18 protein-coding genes are annotated in these 16,930 nt (G+C 73.3%); 10 read left to right on the top strand and 8 right to left on the bottom strand.

All coding sequences use genetic code 11. The annotated features are described in order from the left end of the window. The first annotated feature begins 1 nt into the window (after position 1). The 3 genes from pqqC to pqqE are packed head-to-tail and all read left to right on the top strand — an operon-like array spanning position 2 to position 2,168. The gene (gene pqqC / locus ABEB00_RS24120; RefSeq protein WP_425586560.1) at positions 2–829 is read left to right on the top strand and encodes a pyrroloquinoline-quinone synthase PqqC; all 828 of its coding nucleotides are present in this window, start codon (positions 2–4) and stop codon (positions 827–829) included. Continuing rightward, positions 826–1,095, top strand: a complete 270-nt coding sequence (gene pqqD / locus ABEB00_RS24115; protein ID WP_345622208.1) for a pyrroloquinoline quinone biosynthesis peptide chaperone PqqD — start codon at positions 826–828, stop codon at positions 1,093–1,095. Before pqqC ends, pqqD begins: the two co-directional genes overlap by 4 nt. Further along, positions 1,092–2,168 (top strand): pyrroloquinoline quinone biosynthesis protein PqqE, encoded by a 1,077-nt coding sequence (gene pqqE, locus ABEB00_RS24110; RefSeq protein WP_345622207.1) that lies wholly within the window; start codon positions 1,092–1,094, stop codon positions 2,166–2,168. Before pqqD ends, pqqE begins: the two co-directional genes overlap by 4 nt. Before the next feature lie 183 nt (positions 2,169–2,351). On the opposite strand, the gene ABEB00_RS24105 is transcribed toward pqqE, so the two are convergent. Further along, a complete protein-coding gene (locus tag ABEB00_RS24105) occupies positions 2,352–3,734 on the bottom strand; it encodes an MFS transporter (RefSeq protein ID WP_345622206.1) in 1,383 nt (460 codons plus the stop codon). A gap of 141 nt (positions 3,735–3,875) precedes the next feature. On the opposite strand from ABEB00_RS24105, the gene ABEB00_RS24100 reads away from it, so the two are divergent. Further along, positions 3,876–4,388, top strand: a complete 513-nt coding sequence (locus ABEB00_RS24100) for a MarR family winged helix-turn-helix transcriptional regulator (RefSeq protein WP_345622205.1) — start codon at positions 3,876–3,878, stop codon at positions 4,386–4,388. On the opposite strand, the gene ABEB00_RS24095 is transcribed toward ABEB00_RS24100, so the two are convergent. The 3 genes from ABEB00_RS24095 to ABEB00_RS24085 are packed head-to-tail and all read right to left on the bottom strand — an operon-like array spanning position 4,360 to position 6,905. Next, positions 4,360–5,286 (bottom strand): alpha/beta fold hydrolase, encoded by a 927-nt coding sequence (locus tag ABEB00_RS24095; RefSeq protein WP_345622204.1) that lies wholly within the window; start codon positions 5,284–5,286, stop codon positions 4,360–4,362. The genes ABEB00_RS24100 and ABEB00_RS24095 overlap by 29 nt on opposite strands. A gap of 48 nt (positions 5,287–5,334) precedes the next feature. Next, positions 5,335–6,294, bottom strand: coding sequence for an amidohydrolase family protein (locus ABEB00_RS24090; protein ID WP_345622323.1), 960 nt, complete (start codon positions 6,292–6,294; stop codon positions 5,335–5,337). 50 nt (positions 6,295–6,344) lie between these two features. After that, complete coding sequence (locus tag ABEB00_RS24085) at positions 6,345–6,905, bottom strand: quercetin 2,3-dioxygenase (RefSeq protein ID WP_345622203.1); 561 nt, start codon at positions 6,903–6,905, stop codon at positions 6,345–6,347. A gap of 132 nt (positions 6,906–7,037) precedes the next feature. Between ABEB00_RS24085 and ABEB00_RS24080 the strand changes: the two genes are divergently transcribed. Continuing rightward, a complete protein-coding gene (locus ABEB00_RS24080; protein ID WP_345622201.1) occupies positions 7,038–7,991 on the top strand; it encodes a helix-turn-helix domain-containing protein in 954 nt (317 codons plus the stop codon). Between the two features lie 34 nt (positions 7,992–8,025). On the opposite strand, the gene ABEB00_RS24075 is transcribed toward ABEB00_RS24080, so the two are convergent. Beyond that, positions 8,026–8,883 (bottom strand): fumarylacetoacetate hydrolase family protein, encoded by an 858-nt coding sequence (locus ABEB00_RS24075; protein WP_345622200.1) that lies wholly within the window; start codon positions 8,881–8,883, stop codon positions 8,026–8,028. Between the two features lie 62 nt (positions 8,884–8,945). Here ABEB00_RS24075 and ABEB00_RS24070 point away from each other — a divergent pair, with 62 nt between their 5' ends. The 4 genes from ABEB00_RS24070 to mhpA all read left to right on the top strand — a co-directional run bounded on the left by ABEB00_RS24070 (position 8,946) and on the right by mhpA (position 13,101). Beyond that, positions 8,946–9,701, top strand: a complete 756-nt coding sequence (locus ABEB00_RS24070; protein ID WP_345622198.1) for a FadR/GntR family transcriptional regulator — start codon at positions 8,946–8,948, stop codon at positions 9,699–9,701. A gap of 34 nt (positions 9,702–9,735) precedes the next feature. Further along, entirely contained in the window at positions 9,736–10,986 is a 1,251-nt protein-coding gene (locus ABEB00_RS24065; protein ID WP_345622197.1) for a DUF3500 domain-containing protein, read from the top strand. Next, positions 10,983–11,408, top strand: a complete 426-nt coding sequence (locus ABEB00_RS24060) for a nuclear transport factor 2 family protein (RefSeq protein ID WP_345622195.1) — start codon at positions 10,983–10,985, stop codon at positions 11,406–11,408. The genes ABEB00_RS24065 and ABEB00_RS24060 overlap by 4 nt, the downstream gene beginning before the upstream one ends. A 94-nt stretch (positions 11,409–11,502) precedes the next feature. Further along, positions 11,503–13,101: a bifunctional 3-(3-hydroxy-phenyl)propionate/3-hydroxycinnamic acid hydroxylase MhpA gene (mhpA, locus tag ABEB00_RS24055; RefSeq protein WP_345622194.1), complete on the top strand. Its 1,599-nt coding sequence runs from the start codon at positions 11,503–11,505 to the stop codon at positions 13,099–13,101. Between the two features lie 8 nt (positions 13,102–13,109). Here the strand turns inward: mhpA and ABEB00_RS24050 are convergent, their stop codons facing one another. Beyond that, positions 13,110–13,991: a glycoside hydrolase family 16 protein gene (locus tag ABEB00_RS24050; RefSeq protein ID WP_345622193.1), complete on the bottom strand. Its 882-nt coding sequence runs from the start codon at positions 13,989–13,991 to the stop codon at positions 13,110–13,112. A 157-nt stretch (positions 13,992–14,148) separates the two neighbouring features. Here ABEB00_RS24050 and ABEB00_RS24045 point away from each other — a divergent pair, with 157 nt between their 5' ends. After that, positions 14,149–14,421 carry a DUF3253 domain-containing protein gene (locus ABEB00_RS24045; RefSeq protein WP_345622192.1) on the top strand — a complete coding sequence of 91 codons (273 nt, stop codon included), beginning with the start codon at positions 14,149–14,151 and terminating at the stop codon, positions 14,419–14,421. Positions 14,422–14,481: 60 nt separating this feature from the next. Here the strand turns inward: ABEB00_RS24045 and ABEB00_RS24040 are convergent, their stop codons facing one another. Together ABEB00_RS24040 and ABEB00_RS24035 are read right to left on the bottom strand one after the other, a co-directional pair. Continuing rightward, entirely contained in the window at positions 14,482–16,296 is a 1,815-nt protein-coding gene (locus tag ABEB00_RS24040; protein ID WP_345622191.1) for a caspase family protein, read from the bottom strand. Then, positions 16,296–16,688 (bottom strand): effector-associated constant component EACC1, encoded by a 393-nt coding sequence (locus tag ABEB00_RS24035; protein WP_345622190.1) that lies wholly within the window; start codon positions 16,686–16,688, stop codon positions 16,296–16,298. Before ABEB00_RS24035 ends, ABEB00_RS24040 begins: the two co-directional genes overlap by 1 nt. Positions 16,689–16,930: the final 242 nt, after the last annotated feature.

Raw genomic sequence — 16,930 nt, 5'->3', positions numbered from 1 at the left:
TGTGACCGCCGAAACCGTCAAAGCAGCCGAACCCGCCGAAACCGACGGGAGCACCGGGGCCACCGGGGCCGCCGCCACCGGGGCCCTCTCGTCGGACCCCGGCGGGCCGGAGTCCGTCCCGTGGAGCGAACAGGAACTGGAGACCCGGCTGCGCGAGCTGGCCACCGCCCGCTACCACGACCGGCACCCGTTCAACCGGCGCATGCACGAGGGCGCTCTGAGCCCCGCCGAACTGCGCACCTGGGTGGCGAACCGCTTCTACTACCAGTGCAACATCCCCCTCAAGGACGCCCACATCCTGGCCAAGCTGCACCAGCCGGCCCAGCGCCGCGCCTGGCTCCGGCGCATCCAGGACCACGACGGCCGCACCGACCGGGAGGGCGGCATCGAGAGGTGGCTGCGGCTGGGCGAGGCGGTGGGACTCGACCGCGGGGAACTGCTCGCGCACCGGAGGCTGCTGCCCGGTGTCCGCCTTGCGGTGGACGGCTACGTCAACTTCTGCCGCAACGGCAGCGCACTCGAAGCGGTGGCCTCCTCCCTGACCGAGCTGTGCGCCCCCTCGATCATGCTGACCCGGCTGGAGACGTTCCCGGTCCACTACCCCTGGATCGACCCCGACGGCCTGTCGTACTTCCGTGCCCGGGTCCCCGAGGGGCGCCGGGACGGTGGTGAGGCGCTGGCCTGGGTCAGGGCCTGGGCCGTCACCCGTGACCAGCAGGACCGGGCCCTGGCGGCCCTCTCCTTCAAGTGCGACGTCCTGTGGAGCCTGCTGGACAGCGTGGAACTCGCCGGCGCGCGAGAGCCGGCCCGGCGGGAGACCCACCGGTGAGCGGCGACCCCGTCTGGTGCCCCCGCGTCCCCGTCGGGGCGCTGCTCCGCCACGACCGGACGCGGGGGGCCGATGTCCTGCTGCTCCCCGAGCGCGTCGTCGTCCTGCACGGCTCGGGACGCGCCGTGCTGGACCTGTGCGACGGCCACCGCGGCGTCGAGGAGATCGCCGGCCTGCTCGCGCCGGACGACGGTCCGGAGGGCCGCGTACGCCGCGAGGTCACCTCGTTCCTGCACCGGCTGCGCACGGAAGGCGCTCTGCGATGACGGCTCCCCCCTGGGCCCTGCTCTCCGAACTCACCCACGCCTGTCCCCTGCACTGCGGTTACTGTTCCAACCCGCTGGAGCTGACGCGGCGCGCGGCGGAACTCAGCGCGGCGCGCTGGACCGACGTCTTCCGTCAGGCGGCGGACCTCGGCGTGCTCCACACCCATCTCTCCGGCGGCGAACCCCTGCTCCGCCGCGACCTCGCGGACATCACCCGGGGGGCGGCGGAGGCCGGGCTGTACACCCAGTTGGTCACCAGCGGGGTGGGGCTGTCGGAGAGGCGGCTGGACGCGCTGGTGGCGGCCGGGCTGCACAGTGTGCAGCTCTCCGTGCAGCACGCCGATCCCGGCCGGTCCGACGAGATCGCCGGCCGCCGGTCCTTCGACGCCAAACGCCGGGCGGCCCGGCTCGTGAAGCGACGAGGACTTCCGCTCGGCGTCAACGTCGTCCTGCACCGGCACAACCTGGACGCCGTCGACGGCCTGCTGCGCCTGGCGGTCGAGTGGGGAGCGGACCGCGTCGAGCTGGCCAACGCGCAGTTCTACGGCTGGGGGCTGCTGAACCGCGCGGCGCTCATGCCCGACCGGGCGCAGCTCGCGGCCGCCACCGAGGTGGTGGAGCGGTGGCGAGCGCGCCTGGCCGGCACGGTGGACATCACCTGGGTGGTGCCCGACTACTTCTCCGGCACGCCCAAACCCTGCATGGGCGGCTGGGGGGCGGTGTCGCTGACCGTCGCCCCCGACGGTACGGTCCTGCCCTGTCCCGCGGCGGCGGCCCTGCCCGGTCTCGACCCGCCGCGGGTCACCGAGCGGTCGCTGCGCTGGATCTGGGAGGAGTCGCCGGCGTTCAACGCCTACCGCGGCACCGACTGGATGCCCGCTCCGTGCCGGACCTGCGAGCGCCGCACCGAGGACTTCGGCGGCTGCCGCTGTCAGGCGCACGCGCTCACGGGGGACGCGGCCCGAACGGACCCGGCGTGTTCCCGCTCCCCCGATCACGCCGCGCTGCTCGCCCTCACCCGCGGCGGCACCCGCCCCGAACCGGTACCCCGGCGCCCGGCCGGGCCCCGCTGATCGGCCCAGGCGTACGGTGGGCCGCGTGACCACGCAAGAGCCGCTGCGGCCGCAGTCCTTGATGCTGACGTTCCTCGGCGATACGGCGGAACGCCTGCTCGACCGGTGCCGGGCGGCGGGCGTCGGTATCGGCGCGTTCACCGGGGACGCCCTGGACCGACGACGTCCTCGGCGCCGCGCACGTCAACGGCTTGGTCGCCGCAGCTCCCGGGAGCGGACGCCGAGCAGCACCACGGCGAGCGAGACGACGCCCACGGCCGCCGCTCCCCAGATGCCCGCCCGGACACCGAGCGGGAGCAGTACCGCGGCGGCGAGCGCGGCGCCGAGTTCCCGGCCTCCGGCGGTGACACCCGAGGCGACGCCCTCCTTCCCGCTGCGGGCGCGGGCCAGGCCGGCCGCGGACGTCGTCGGCACCAGCAGGCCCCAGCCCGCGCCCAGCAGGACCAGTGGAACGACCAGCGCGCGGTAGGTGTCGAACAGCAGCGGCAGTACGGCCAGGACGCCCGCCACCAGGACGGAACCGAGGATCATCGCTCCCCGCACGCCGAGGCGGCCGATGATCCGGCCGGCCGCGAGCGCCGAGACGATGTTGCCGCCGGCCAGGGGGAGCAGCGCCACCCCCGCCACGAACGCCGACATGCCCAGTCGGTCCTGGAAGCCCATGCTGACGATGTAGAGGGCGCCGAAGAACGCGGCGGTGCCGACGACCGTGACCACGGCGTTGGCGCTGAAGGGGACGTCCCGCAACTGGCTCAGTGGCAGCATCGGCGACGGTGCGCGCCGCTCCACCCGGGCGAACACCAGGACGGCCGCGGCGACGGCCACCACGCCGCCCGCGAGGACGCCCGCCGACAGCTCCCGCCAGTCGTGCGCCAGGAAGGCGACGAGGCCGAGCAGGACGACCATGACGAGCAGCCCGGGGAGGTCGAGCCGTGCCCCGCCGCCGCGCAGCAGCGGCAGTACGGGCCTGCCGATCAGGGCGAAGACGACGGCGAGCACGGCCACCGCCACGAACATGGCGCGCCAGGAGGAGACCGAGACCAGCGCCCCGCAGAGCACCGGTCCGAGAGCGGCGCCCAGCGCGTTCGCGCCGGCCCAGATGCCGATGGCCCAGGACAGTCGCCCCGGCACGTCCTGGTACACGAACTGGATCAGGGCGAGGGCGGACGGCAGGACGAGGGCCGCTCCCACGCCTTCACCGAAGGTGCCGACGACCACGAGGGACACGGTGGGCGCGGCCGCCGCCACGAGGCTGAACACGGTGAAGACGGCCAGGCCCAGCAGGAAGATCCGGCGCGCCCCGAATCTGTCGGTCAGCGCCCCGCCGGTGAGCGACAGCATCGCGAAGGCCAGGGTGTAGCCGGAGAGCACCCAGCCGATGGCCGTGTCACCGGCGCCGAAGGTGGAGCGGATCGCGGGGGACGCGATGTTGAGTCCGGAGGTCAGGAGGATCACCAGCAGGGTGCCGAGGCTGGTGGCGGCCAGGACCAGGCCGGGTGACCGGCGCCGGGGCGCCACCGCGGCGCGGGCCGCGGCCCCGGCGTCCGACGGCGTTTCCGCTGCCATGGTTGAGGGAGTGTCGCTGCGCATGCTTCCACGATAAAAGTAGTTCGCGAACGAAGCAAATCTACGAGTGACGAGAGACGAATCCCTTTCCTGTCCCTTGCTAACGTGGAGACAGAGCACAGAAGAAAGGGAACGAACTACATGTCTGGAGCAGACGCCATCGATGTCGCGGCGGAGCAGTGGGCCGCGGCCTGCCCACGCCTGGACGTCGCGCCCGGGGACGTCCTGGCGCGGATCCAACGCCTCGCCCAGCTCATCGAAGAGGCGCAGAACCGTCGGCTCCGCCGCCGCACCGGCATGGTCGTGAACAACCTGGGCGACTTCGACGTGCTGCGGGCCCTGCGCCGCGTCGGCCCCCCGTACGCCCTCACCCCCACCCGCCTGCGACAGGCGATGCTGGTGTCGGGGGCCGGGCTCAGCGGGCGGCTGAACCGGCTGCAGAAGGAGGGGTGGATCACCCGTGAGACCTCCCCGGACGACGGCCGGTCCTCCATCGTCCGGCTCACCCCGGAGGGCGTCGCCGACCTGGACCGGGACCTGGAGGACCACTACGCGTTCGAGTCGGACCTGCTGCGCGCCCTGGACCTCGACCGGCGCCGCCGGCTGGCCGGCGATCTGCGACCGCTCATCCTCGACCTGGAGGAGCGCCTGTGACCTCCCCGTCGGCCGCCGTGCAGCGGCGGGCGAACTCGACCGTGCGGGTGTAGCACTCCGCCACGTCCGCGTCGGAGAGTCCCACCCACAGGTGGTTGCCGCCGCTGAGCAGGCGCAGGTCGGGGTGGTGGCCGGCCGCGCGCAGGGCTTCAGCGAGGCGGACGGACTGCCGGGCCGGGATCAGCACGTCGTCGGTGCCGTGCAGGAGGAGGAAGGGCGGGGAATCGGCGCCGGCATGGGCGACCGGGCTGGCGTCGCGGGCCGCCTCGGGCAGGTCGGCCGGGGCACCGCCGAGCAGCAGCGCCTCGAAGCCGGTCGCATCCCGGGGGTCGTACGTGCCCTCGGGGCGGTCCTCGGCGAGTGCGGGCAGATCGGTGGGGGCGTACCAGGTGACGCAGCCGGAGATCGTGCCGGTGGGCTGGGTGAGGGCGGTCAGGGCGGCGAGGTGTCCGCCGGCGGACTCGCCCCACAGGACGGTCCGTCCGGTGTCCAGGCCGAGGTCGGCGGCGCGGGTACGCAGCCAGTCCAGCAGGGCGGCCAGGTCGTCGCGCTGGGCGGGGTGCGGAGCTTCACCACTGAGGCGGTAGTCCGGGCAGGCCACGGCGAACCCGGCCTGGGCGAGGCGGGCGAACGGGCCGGGCCGCCAGTCGCGGAAGCGGGGGCCGAGGTCGTCACGCAGGCCGGTGCGCCAGCCACCGCCGTGGACGAAGACGACGACCGGCACCGGGCCGGTGGCGTCCTCGGGCAGCCACACGTCGACGGCCAGCGGGCGGCTGCCGTCGGGGACGGCGTAGACGGCGCCGCGCAGGAGTGTCACGCCGTCGGCCGGCCGGGCCGGGCGCGGCAGGGGCAGGGTCGCCGGATCCGGCGGGGCCAGCAGGTGGAACGGGAAGGTCACGGTGTGGGCCCTTTACATCAGCGGGCGGTTACGTCGCGGGCGGTTACGTCAGCGGGCGGTGCGGGGCAGGACGCGGTGGGCGTTGGCGGTGGTGAGCGCCCGCCAGCTCCCCGTACCGTCCGGGGCGGCAGCGGCGTCCAGACCCGCGACGTGGGCCTCGACACCGGCGGCCGGGGTCCAGCAGTGGTCGCTGCCGTACAGGAGGCGGTCGGCACCGACAAGGCTCAGCAGGGCGGGGAGCTGGCGGGGCAGCGCCGGGCCCGCGAGGTCGTAATACAGCCGGCCGAGCTGTTCGACGGCGCCGGGCACCTCGGTGCCCGCGGGCATGAACATCTTCATGAAGCCGTCGATGCGGTCCGCGAGAACCGGCAGCGCGCCGCCGCAGTGCGGCACGATCACCGTCAGGTTCCGGTACCGGTCCAGCGTGCCGGACATCAGCAGGTCGGTGACGGTACGGGCGGTGTCGAAGATGAACTCGACCATCGGACGCGGGCGGCCGAGCGCGGACTGCTCCCAGCACACGGGCGAGGTGGGATGCAGGAAGACGACCGCGGCGCGCCGGTCCAGCTCGGCCCAGACCGGCTCCAGATCCGGGTTGCCGAGGTAGGTGCCGTGGGTGTTGGTCTCCAGGACCACACCGTCGGCGTCCAGGTGGTCGTAGGCGTGGGCGATCTCCGCGAGGGCGCCGTCCACGTCCGGGAGGGGCAGGGAGGCGAAGAGACCGAAGCGGCCCGGGTGCGCGCGGACGGTGTCGGCGCCGTCCTCGTTGACCTCGCGGGCCAGCCGGCGGGCGGCGGTGTCGTCGCCGAAGTGGATGCCCGGCGAGGAGATCGACAGCATCGACGTCTCGATGGAACAGCGGTCCATCAGCTCCAGATGGGCCTCGGCCGACCACGACGGCCAGGCGGGCACCCCGTCCGGCAGCTCGTGCCCGGCCGCTCGGGCCTGACGGACATAGGAGTCGGTCACGAAATGGGCGTGGACGTCGAGATAACCGGGAGCGTCGATGGGCACGGGGTGTTGTCCTTGTCTGTGGCGGGCGACGGGCGGGGAACCGCTCAGCTTTCGGTGCGCCACTTGTGGTCGGGCAGGAAGTTCACGTCGTACTCCTGCGGTACGGTCCCGAACTTCCGCGGCTCGGGGATGTACGGGCGCCGCGGCATGGTGAGTTCGTCGGTGGGGGTGCCGAGGTTCTCGAAGAACCGCTCGAAGGTGCCGCCGGGGCCGGCCGCGACGCCGACGATCCGGCTGTGGTGCCGCTCGATGCGGTAGGCGTGCGGGCAGTTCTTCGGCACGAAGCCGAAGTCACCCACCGTCAGCAGCTTCTCGTGCTGTTCACCCTCCAGGTCCTCCACGAACAGGCGCACCGCGCCGTCGGTGATGAAGAAGACCTCGTAGGTGTCCGGGTGGGAGTGGGCGGGGATGATGTCGCCCTTGGGCCCCTCGCAGGTGAAGAAGTTGAACGTGTTCTCGGTCTGCTCACCGCCGGCGTAGATGGTGAACATGTCCGTGAAGAGGTGGGCGCGGTCGCCCTGGCCCTTCTCGATGAAGTAGGGCTTGCCCGGCTCCGGCGGAATGTGGGAACGCTCGCGGTAGCGGGTGGCGAACTCGATGGTCATCGGTAACCCTCTCGGTCTGTCTGCGTCCGACTGCCAGTCCGGCTGGCTCTGTCCGACTGGCTCTGTCTGTCTGCCGGTCCCACCAACCTAGAACCGGTCCGCGCGGGGGGTCGGAGTACACTCGGGCACGCGATGAAGGGAAACGGACAGATTTCCGCCGACCACCGCGGGCCCGGTATCCCGGCCGTCAGCTACCGTCCGACGCCCGGGAGACAGCCGGGCCTGGAGATTCTCGACCTGGTCGGTCTCGCCGCCCGCGCCGAGGAGCGTGCCCGTCCCCTCTCGGCGCCCGCGCGGCCCGCCTTCCACCTGATCGTCGCGTTGCGCGGCGGGCGGCTGACGTGCTCCGTGGACTTCACCTCGTACACGCTCGCCGCCGGCGACTGGCTGTGGGTGTGGCCCGGGCAGGTGCTCCAGTTCCCCGACGGGCACGCGGAGGGGGAGGGCACCGTGCTGGTCTTCCCCTCGGGTTTCCCCAGCGCCGCCACCGACGCCCTGATCCGGGACGGCGAGCACGTCCCGCACCGTCTCGTCACCCCGGACGCCGCACGTCAGACGGCCTTGCTCCGTGTTCTCGACGCCCTCGCCGAAGAGCACGCCTGCATGACCGACCTGTCGCTGGAGGCGTACACCGAGACCCTGCGCAACCTGCTCTCGGTGATCCTCGTCAGGCTCGTCCACCTCGCCGACCCGCGCCGCCGGTCCTCGTCCTCCTCGTCCTCCTCGTCTTCCTCCGCCTCCGCCGCCTCCTCCTCCTCCTCCGACAACGAGACGTTCCACCGCTTCCGCAGAGCCGTCGAGGAGGACTTCCACCGGACGCACCGGGTCGAGGACTACGCCGCCCGGCTCGGCTACAACCCGCGTACGCTCACCCGCGCCACGCAGGCCGCCCTCGGCTGCGGGGCCAAGCGGTTCGTCGACGACCGGGTGCTGCTGGAGGCCAAACGGCTGCTCATCCACACCTCGCTGCCGCCAGCCGCCATCGGCGAACGCATCGGCTTCGCCTACGCCACCGTCTTCAGCGCCTTCTTCCGCCACCACACGGGCATGACCCCGACCGAGTTCCGGTCCCTCACCAAGTCGTGACGGTCCCGGCGCCGGCCGCACCCTGGCGACCGCGTCAAGATGTCGCCGGCCGACGCGCCTCGTTGGAGACGACGGTGTTGCGCAGCCGGCCGAGGCGTTCCACCTCCACCTCGACGGTGTCGCCGGGCCGCAGCAGCCACGGCGGGGTGCGGGCGTAGCCGACGCCGGACGGCGTGCCGGTCGCCAGCAGGTCGCCGGGGTGCAGGGTGAAGGTGCGCGAGATGTGCGCGAGCGTGTCGCCGACGCCGTAGACCATGTCGGCGGTGCTGCCGTCCTGGACCACCTCGCCGTTGACGTAGGTGCGCACCCGCAGTCCGGCCCGCAGGTCGCCGACCTCTGCGGCGGGGACCAGCGGGCCGAGCGGACCGGACCGGTCGCCGTTCTTGCCGAGGATCCACTGCGAGGTGAGCTTCTGTGCCCTGCGGGAGGTGAGGTCGTTGAAGGCCGAGTAGCCGACGACCGCGGCCGTCGCCTCCTCCGGGGTGGCGTCCACCAGGGGCGCGCCGACCCAGGCGACGATCTCGCCCTCCCAGTCGAGGCCGTCCTCGTCCGAGGGGACGGGCACCTGAGCGCCGTCCACGGTGAGCGACCGCGTCCAGCGGGCGAACAGCGTCGGGTGCGCGGGGAGTTCCCGGTCGCGGAACGAGCCCTCGGCGACGTGGTCCAGATAGTTCAGGCCGACGCAGATCACCCGGGCGTCGGGCAGCACGGGCGGAACCAGTTCCACCGACGCCACCGCGAGGACCGGCCCGTCCCGGTGGCCTGCCAGGTGACCGGCCGCGTCGGCCCAGAAGTCCGCCAGCGCCGCCACCACCGTGACCTCCCGTCCGTCGGGTGAGAGGGCTCCGACCTCGACCCCGCCACCCTGCCCTCGGATGCCGACCACGCGCATGTGCCGTCCCCTTCCGGAGAAAACCCTTTAAAGGTTCGGAGGTTTATGCTTCGATGGCGACTATGCCTCAGATCAGCGGTGACGGACAAGGCGCTGGGCCGCCGGACGGTTCTCCCGGTGCCGGGCGCCCGGCCGACGGGCTGCGCGCCGGTGGTGCGCGGACCCGGGCGGAGCTGCTGGCCGAGGCGCTGGACGCCCGCATCCGCTCCGGTGGTCTGGCGGCCGGGGATCCGGTCGGCACGCTGGAGTCGCTGCGCGCGGAGACCGGTTACGCCTACTCGACGGTCAGCGAGGCGGTCCGGCTGCTCAGGGACCGCGGGGTGGTGCAGATCCGGCCGGGGCGCGGCGGCGGGCTGTTCGTCGCCGACCGGGGACCGGTGGTGCGGCTGCGCCACACCCTGCTGGAGGTCCAGGACGAGCCGGCCACCGTGGCGGACGCCATCGAGTTGCGCGATCACCTGGAGGTCCTCGTCGACGTCGGCGCCGCGCGCTGCCGTACCGCAGACGACGTCGCCGAGTTGCGGGCCCACCTGGGAACCATGGGCTCGGCCGCGGACTGGGACGGATTCATGCGGGCCAACTGGGCGTTGCACGAGCGGATCGCGCGGATAGGTCCGAACCGCATGGCCGCGGCCGTCTACGCCGGGACGCTCGGGCACCTCAGCGGTGCCACGTCCCGGTTCGCCGACGGTGATCCGGGGTTCGCCGCCTACCGGGCCGAGCGTCATCGCGTCCACCGCGAGCTGGTCGAGGCGATCGCCGCCGGGGACGAGGCCGCCGTGCGCGCCGCGGTCGCCCGGCACAACACCACTGCCTGAAAGCACCACTGCCTGAAGACGGGGAGAGCCGCCCATGTCCGCAGCCGAGTTCCGCCAGTACCTCTTCCCTCCCGGCCACCCGCGCATCGCCGGACTGAAAGGCATGGACCCCTACGCCTACCGGGAGTTCGCCCGGCGCGCGGGAACCTTCACCGGCGGCCTGATCGAGGGGTGGCGCCCGCTCCACCTGAACGAGTTCCGGGGCGTGACCGAGGACGGCACCCTGCGGGCGGACGCGCACCCCTTCGCCCCCGCCCGTCCCGGCGAGGAGGCGCCGGTCACCGCCATGGCCGGGGCGGCCCGGGAGCTGCTGGACGCGCTCGACGAGGACGGCCGGCACCGCATCCGTCACGCGGTCGACGCAGCCGAGTGGCAGACCTGGGCCAATCCGGAGTTCATGCAGTTCGACACCGGTCTGCGCCTGGAGTTCCAGTCCCCCGAGGTACGGGCGCGGGCGCTCGCCCTGATGGCGGCCTCGCTCAGCCCGCAGGGGTACGAGCTGGCGCACGGCATGATGCTGGTCAACGGCTTCCTCGGAGAGGTCGTCGGCCTGGAGACACTGCTCAACGAGTTCAGCTACCACTTCGCCCTGTACGGCGAGCCGGACCTCACCGCGCCCTGGGGCTGGCAACTGTTCGGTCATCACTGCGCGGTGAGCTGTCTGGTCGTCGAGGGCCGCATGGTGCTCAGTCCGCTGTTCCTCGGGGCCGAGCCCAACGAGATCGACACGGGCCCGCACGCCGGGCTGCGCGCCTTCACCGAGCGGATCTCCCTCGGCACGGCGCTCATGGCCGCGCTCACCCCCGACCAGCGGCGGACGGCCACCGTGTACCGGGAGATGGTGGACGACGCGATGCCGCCCGGCCGTGTCCACCCAGGTGACGAGCGGCACCTCGCCGGTGCCTTCCAGGACAACCGCGTCATCCCCTTCGAGGGAGTGTGTGCCGGCGAACTCTCGTCAGAGGCACGGGAGGCGGTCATGGCGGTCGTCGAACAGTTCGTCCTGCCGCTGCCCGCGGGGCCGCGGGCGGCGCGGCTGCGGGAGGTCCGCGAGCACCTCGACGAGACCTGGTTCTCCTGGATCGGCGGCCACCGGCCCGGTGACGTGTTCTACTACCGCGTCCAGTCCCCGGTGCTCATCGCGGAACTCGACCACCACTGCGGCGTCTTCCTCGACCACGACACCCCGCGGCCCTTCCACGTCCACACGGTCCTGCGCACCCCGCACGGCAACGACTACGGGCGCGCCTACGTACGCCAGTGGCGGCGGGACCGGTCCCGGTGAGCGGCACCGGCACGCCGGGAGCGACGGCCCGGCACGAGATCGCCAACGTCCTGCACACCTATACGGACATCGCGGACCGCAAGGACGTCGCCGCCGCCGTGGGCCTCTTGGCCCGGGCCCGGGTACGGTTCCCCGCCGACGGGTTCGACGAGCCCGCGGCGGCGGCGCCGTTCTTCACCCGGCTGTGGGCCTCTCCCGTGCCGCACCGCCATGACGTCTCCAACCTGATCGTCGAGCCGGGCACCCGGGCGGGCCGCTGGGTCGCGCGGGCCCATTACACGAGGTGGCTCCTCGCTCCCGTGCCCCGCCCGCACACGCTGGGCGAGTACGAACTGACGGTGGCGGAGCCCGCGGCGGCGGAACCGGAGTGGAGGATCGCGGCCCTGACGGTCACCCGGACCTGGACGGAAGGCGGAGGATGACGGGCCACGGCCCGGCCACCACCGTGCCGGACCCGCTCACCGGGAGCCGCCGGCACCGACACCACGGAGAACGCCCCACAGAACGGAGCCCGCAGTGCACGTAGTCAACGACGACACGTTCCCCGGTACGGCCGACGTCACCCTGGTGGGACACGGCCCGGTCGGGAAGCTGCTCGCCCTCATGCTCGGCCGGCGCGGGCACTCCGTCCTCGTCATCGACCGCAACCGGGCGGCCTATCCCCTGCCCCGCGCGGTGACCCACTGCTCGGACTTCGCGCGCATCCTGCAGTCCGTCGGACTGGCCCCGGACCGCATCCCGCTCATCACCCAGCCGTACGACGACATGTACGTGTGGCGCGACGGCACCGGGCGGACCCTCGTCGAGGTGGACTGGAGCGGACTGGGCGAATCGGGCTGGTACAACACCTACTTCTTCCACCAGCCGGCCCTGGAGGACGCCCTCGACGGCCTCCTGGCCGAACTGCCCTCGGTGTGCGTCCGACGAGGCTGGGAGGCCGTCCGCCTGGACCAGGACGCGCGCACGGCGACCGTCACCGTACGGCACACCGGCACCGGTGAGCGGGCCGCGGTCACCTCGTCCTGGGTGATCGGCGCGGACGGCGCCCACAGCGCGGTCCGCGAGTGGGCCGGCATCGAGTGGCACGACGAGGGTTACTTCTACGACTGGCTCGTCGTCGACGTGAAACCGGATCCGGGGCTGGACTTCCCCCACGTGGCGACCCAGAGCTGCGACGTGCGACGCCCGTCGACCATGGTGCCGGGCGGGCCGGGGCGGCGGCGCTGGGAGTTCATGCGCCTGCCCGGGGAGAGCAGGGAGTCCCTGGACAGCGCCGAGACGGCCTGGAGGCTGCTGGAGCCGTACGGGCTGACCCCGCGAAACGCCGTCCTGGAGCGGCACTCCGTGTACACGTTCCAGGCTTGCTGGGCGACCCGCTGGCGGGCGGGCCGGGTACTGCTGGCCGGGGACGCCGCCCACCTCATGCCGCCGTTCGCCGGACAGGGCCTGGGAGCCGGTGCCCGCGACGCCATGAACCTCGGCTGGAAACTCGACGCGGTCCTCGGCGGGCTCGCCGGTGACGGCCTGCTGGACACCTACGGGGAGGAGCGGCTGCGGCACGCGGTGGCGTTCGTCCGGTTCTCCACCGAACTGGGCCGGATCATCTGCCTCACCGACCCCGAGGAGGCCGCGCGGCGCGACACCCGGATGCTGGCCGACCGGAACGCCGGGATGAAGCCGCCCGCCCCGCCGCGGCCCGGCCTCGGCTCCGGCGTCCACACCGGGCCCGCGGGCGGGTCGCTCGCCCGGCAGGGCCGGGTGTCGGTGGGCGGCGCTCCCCCGGCCCGCTTCGACGACGTCTTCCACGGCCCCGCGGCACTGATCGCGCGGTCCGGCGCGGCGCAGGCCGCGCTCTGCGCGGACACGGTCCGGGCGCTGGACCGCCTCGGCGTCAGCCGGGTCGCCCTGACCGGCACGGCGGTGCCCGGCGTGGTGGTCGTCGACGACGTCGACGGCACGTACACCGCCTGGCTGGACGAACTGGGCGCGCACGCGGTCCTGGTCCGGCCGGACTTCTTCGTCTACGGCACCGCGGACGCGGACCACGTCGCGCGACTCGCCGACGGGTTCCTGACCGCCCTGGGCGCGGGGTCCGCGCTGCTCACGGCAGGCTGACGCCGGTGTCACCCACGGCCCGTGCCGTAGAAGCGGACGTAGTCGACCGTCATCGTCGCGGGGGACGGTGTCGAGGTGTCGGGAGGGCCGGGCCAGTCGCCCCCGACGGCGACGTTGAGGAGCAGGTGCATGTCCTGTTCGAAGACCCAGTCGCGGGGTGCGGGCAGCTCCGCCGGAGTCAGCGTGAAGTACGGCTTCCCGTCGACGGACCAGGTGACGCGGCGCGGCTCCTTGTCGACGGCGTAGGTGTGAAAGGCCGCTGAGGCGTCGGCGGGAAGGGTGGCGGAGCCGCCGAGTCCGTTCTCGTTGAAGTAGGTCGGGCCGTGTGCGGTGCCGTACACCGTCCGGGGTTCCGCGCCGACCACCTCGCAGATGTCGATCTCGCCCTGTCCGGGCCATTCGACCCCGTTGTCGCCCAGCATCCAGATGGCCGGCAGCAGTCCCGTGCCGGTGGGCAGCTTCGCGCGGATCTCCGCGCGTCCGTGGGTGAGCGCGACCTTGCCCTCGGTGGTCAGACGGGCCGACGTCCAGGGGCAGAACTCCTGCGTGTAGCAGGGAAGTTCGGCTCCGGCGGGCGCCGGTCGGGCCGATATCCGGAGATGGCCCGCGCCGTCGAGAGCGGAGTTGGCCGCGTCGTCCGTGTAGTACTGCAGTTCGTTGTTGCCCCATCCCTCGGCGTCCCGGTTCCCGGTTTCGGTGTTCCAGGACTTCTCCGACGGGCGGGTGGCCTCCGGTCCGTCGAACTCGGCCTGCCAGAAGGGTGTCTCCCCGGCCGGGGAGGAGCCGGTCCGCGCCGGGGACGAGCGGGTGTCCGCCGGGGACGAGCCGCATCCGCACAGCAGTCCGCCCAGGGCCAGCACGAGTGCGGCGAGGCGGGTACGTCGGTTCATCGAGCTGCTCCTGAGGGGTCGTGCGTCGTGCGCAGAACGGTGTCGCCCCAGCCGTGCCGGGACCGAGGGGCGCCCCGGAGAACCGTACGCTCCCCCACCGGGGCGACCACGTACGGATCAGCCGGGCCGCCGGGCCGGCCGGTGCGACAGTGGTGGGGTGACGAATGTCGAACGACAGTGGGACCGGCGCCTGGAGCGAGCCATCCTGGAGCTGCTGGAGCGGCGGGCCCCGGCCGCGACGATCTGCCCGTCCGACGCCGCGCGGGCGGTGTACGCGGGGGACGACGACGGCTGGCGGGCGCTCATGGAACCGGCCCGCCGTGCGGCCCGGCGGCTGGTCGCCGCCGGAGAGGTGGAGATCACCCAGGGTGGCCGCCCCGTCGATCCGGAGCGGGCCCGCGGCCCGATCCGGATCCGCCGCGCCGGCTGACCCCGCGCGCCGCCACCCGCCGCCGGTCTCGGCGCGTCGCCGCCGCGGGGTTCTCTCGCCTCAGCGTGGCGTGGGCAGTTCGGCCGCCGCCGAGTCGGCCAGCCGGGTGGCCAGGGTGCGGAGCCGGTCGACGGGCTGGTCCCCGTCCCCTCTGACGGTCACGTCCAGGGTCTCGGCCAGGGAGCGCTGCGGGCCCGCGGAGTACGTCCGCTGCACCACCCGCACCCGCACCGTGTTCTCGCCGTCCGCCTCCGGCTGGACGAACGCCTGGCGGCCCCGGATGCGGGTGGGCGTGCCGTCGGCGGCCGTGGGCGACGGGCCGCGGTCGAAGCGCAGGTCGACCTGGAGGTGGCTGGTGGTGCTCCAGAACTTGCAGTTCCAGTTGCCGAAGTCCGGCGTCGGCGCGCTCGCGTCGACTCCGGGCACCGCTTCCAGGGCTTCCGCGTCGAGCAGCGCGCACGCGTCGCTGTGGAACGTCGAGTCCTCGGGGAACGCGGTCGTACGCCGGGGCAGCTTTCCCTTGTTGAGGACGGCGACCGCATGGTCGGCCGCGGCGTCGGCGATCTCGCACAACGGCGCCGACTCGTCGTCCTCCGTCTTCGACACGACCGCCACGGTGACGTCATCGTCGTCGGCCGGCAGCAGCAGCCGTACGCAGGCGTCGCTCTCCGCGGGTTTCTCCACCACCTTGACCCGGCCCTCGGTTCTCGCGGCGGCCGTCACCGGCTCCTGACCGCTGTCGAGGTCGACCAGCACGTCGACCTCGTCGCCTCCCGGCCGCCGCACGAGGACGTCGCACCGGTCGAAGTTGCCGTAGGCGGCGTCCTGCTCGGCGGGTCCGAACCGTTCCAGGGCGGCCGGCGAGGTCAGGGCGCAGGGGTCGGCGTCGCGGTGGTCCCCGAAACGGGACCCGGTGTCCGGTGTGTGCTCCAGCCATACGGAGGTCATGGCGGCCGCCGGTACGACGACGGCGACGAGGGCCGCCCACCGCCACCGGGTTCCGCGTCGCGGCAGCCGCCACGGACCGAGGGGACCGCGCGGGCTCCGCATCCGGTGGCCGTGCCGCCTGTCGGACACCGGCGGTCCGGGCGGGGCGGGCCGCGCCGGGGCGGCGGCGCGGACGCCGGCCGGCGTCGGGCCGGCCGCGCGGTTGCGCAGGAGGGCGATCTCGTGCCCGAGGCCGGTGGCCCGGTCCTGCGGGTCCGGCCGGTTCTTGGCGCGCAGGGCCTCCCGCACCGGGGCGAACACGTCCGCCATGGGCATCGGGTCCGGGGCACCCGGGACGCCGCGTTCCAGGGTCCTGATCAGTTCGCCGGTGAACGCGGGATAGCTCTCGTCGGGCGGGGCGTAGGAGGACTCGTACTTCGTGCACGCCGTCATCAGATACGTGCGGTCGATCACCGTACGATCCGCCAGCTCCGCCATGGAGCCGGGGCCCATGTACCCGGTGACGACGGCTCCCGAGTGGCAGCAGTCGAGGACCATCACCTGGTTCCGCGCCCGGCGGTCGCTCAGCAGGATCTCTCTGAGGTCGCGGTACCGCACCACGCCGTAGAGCCCGTCCGCGGGGGCTTTCGGCAGCATGAGACACAGGTCGCCGTCGGCGGCCAGCGTGCCGTGGCCGGCGAAGTAGACGACGAGCGTGTCGGTCGCGGCCCGCGCGGCCGCCCGCACCGCCTTCAGGACCTGATCCGACGAGACCGGGTCGGACAGGACGACGCAGTGTTTGTCGGGCAGTCCCCAGAGCGCGGGATCGGTGAGCAGCCGTTTCAGTCTGCGTGCTCCCGGGCCCACCGTCGGCAGCCGGGACAACTCCTGGTACCCGCCCACGCCGATGAGCACGGCGCGGGAGGCGCGGGGATCGGCCTGGTGCACTACGCGGGCTCCATGTCGTCCGTCGAGCCGCTCTCCGGCCGGGCGGTCCCGTCCGGCCCGGTGCCGAGCAGCTCCACGATCCGGCGGACCGCCGCGTCGTCGCAGCGGCCGCTCACCGTGACCGACCTCCCGTCCACGGTGAGGGTCACGGCGGGGGCGGCGGGACGGGTCGCGCGCCAGGCGGCGTAGGAGAGCGCGAGGTTCAGTGCGGCGATCCCCTGACCGAGGACGACGTCGACCACGTCCCAGGAGCCCATGGTGGGGAGGTCGGGGCGCGAGGAGCGCAGACTCACCTCCGCGTGCTGCCGCATCCGGGGGTCCTGGCGCAGCCAGCGGTGCAGGTCCGCCGCCGCGAGGCCGGATCCGTCGCCCATACGCATCTCGACAAGCATGGCTCTCTCCCGCTGTTCCGATTCTCCGGGACACCACACCGTAGGCGGCATGGGCCGCTCGCGTGGCGGGAGTTGCCGCTCGTCACTCCATCGTGCTAGGGCCTGTCTGACAAATCCGCGTCGTCCGCCCGGAGGGCGGGCCGCGCGGCGTCTGGTGCGTGCGATCGCAAGGCGCCGGAGCGCCCGCGATGGGGGTCCCCCCGCCCGAGCGGAGCCGAGAGTGGGGGCGGACAGGCTCCAGG

This window comes from Streptomyces ziwulingensis (assembly GCF_039542605.1).
Lineage (GTDB): Bacteria > Actinomycetota > Actinomycetes > Streptomycetales > Streptomycetaceae > Streptomyces > Streptomyces ziwulingensis.
Note: the sequence above shows the minus strand (reverse complement) of the source record. Positions and strands in the feature narration are given on the sequence as shown.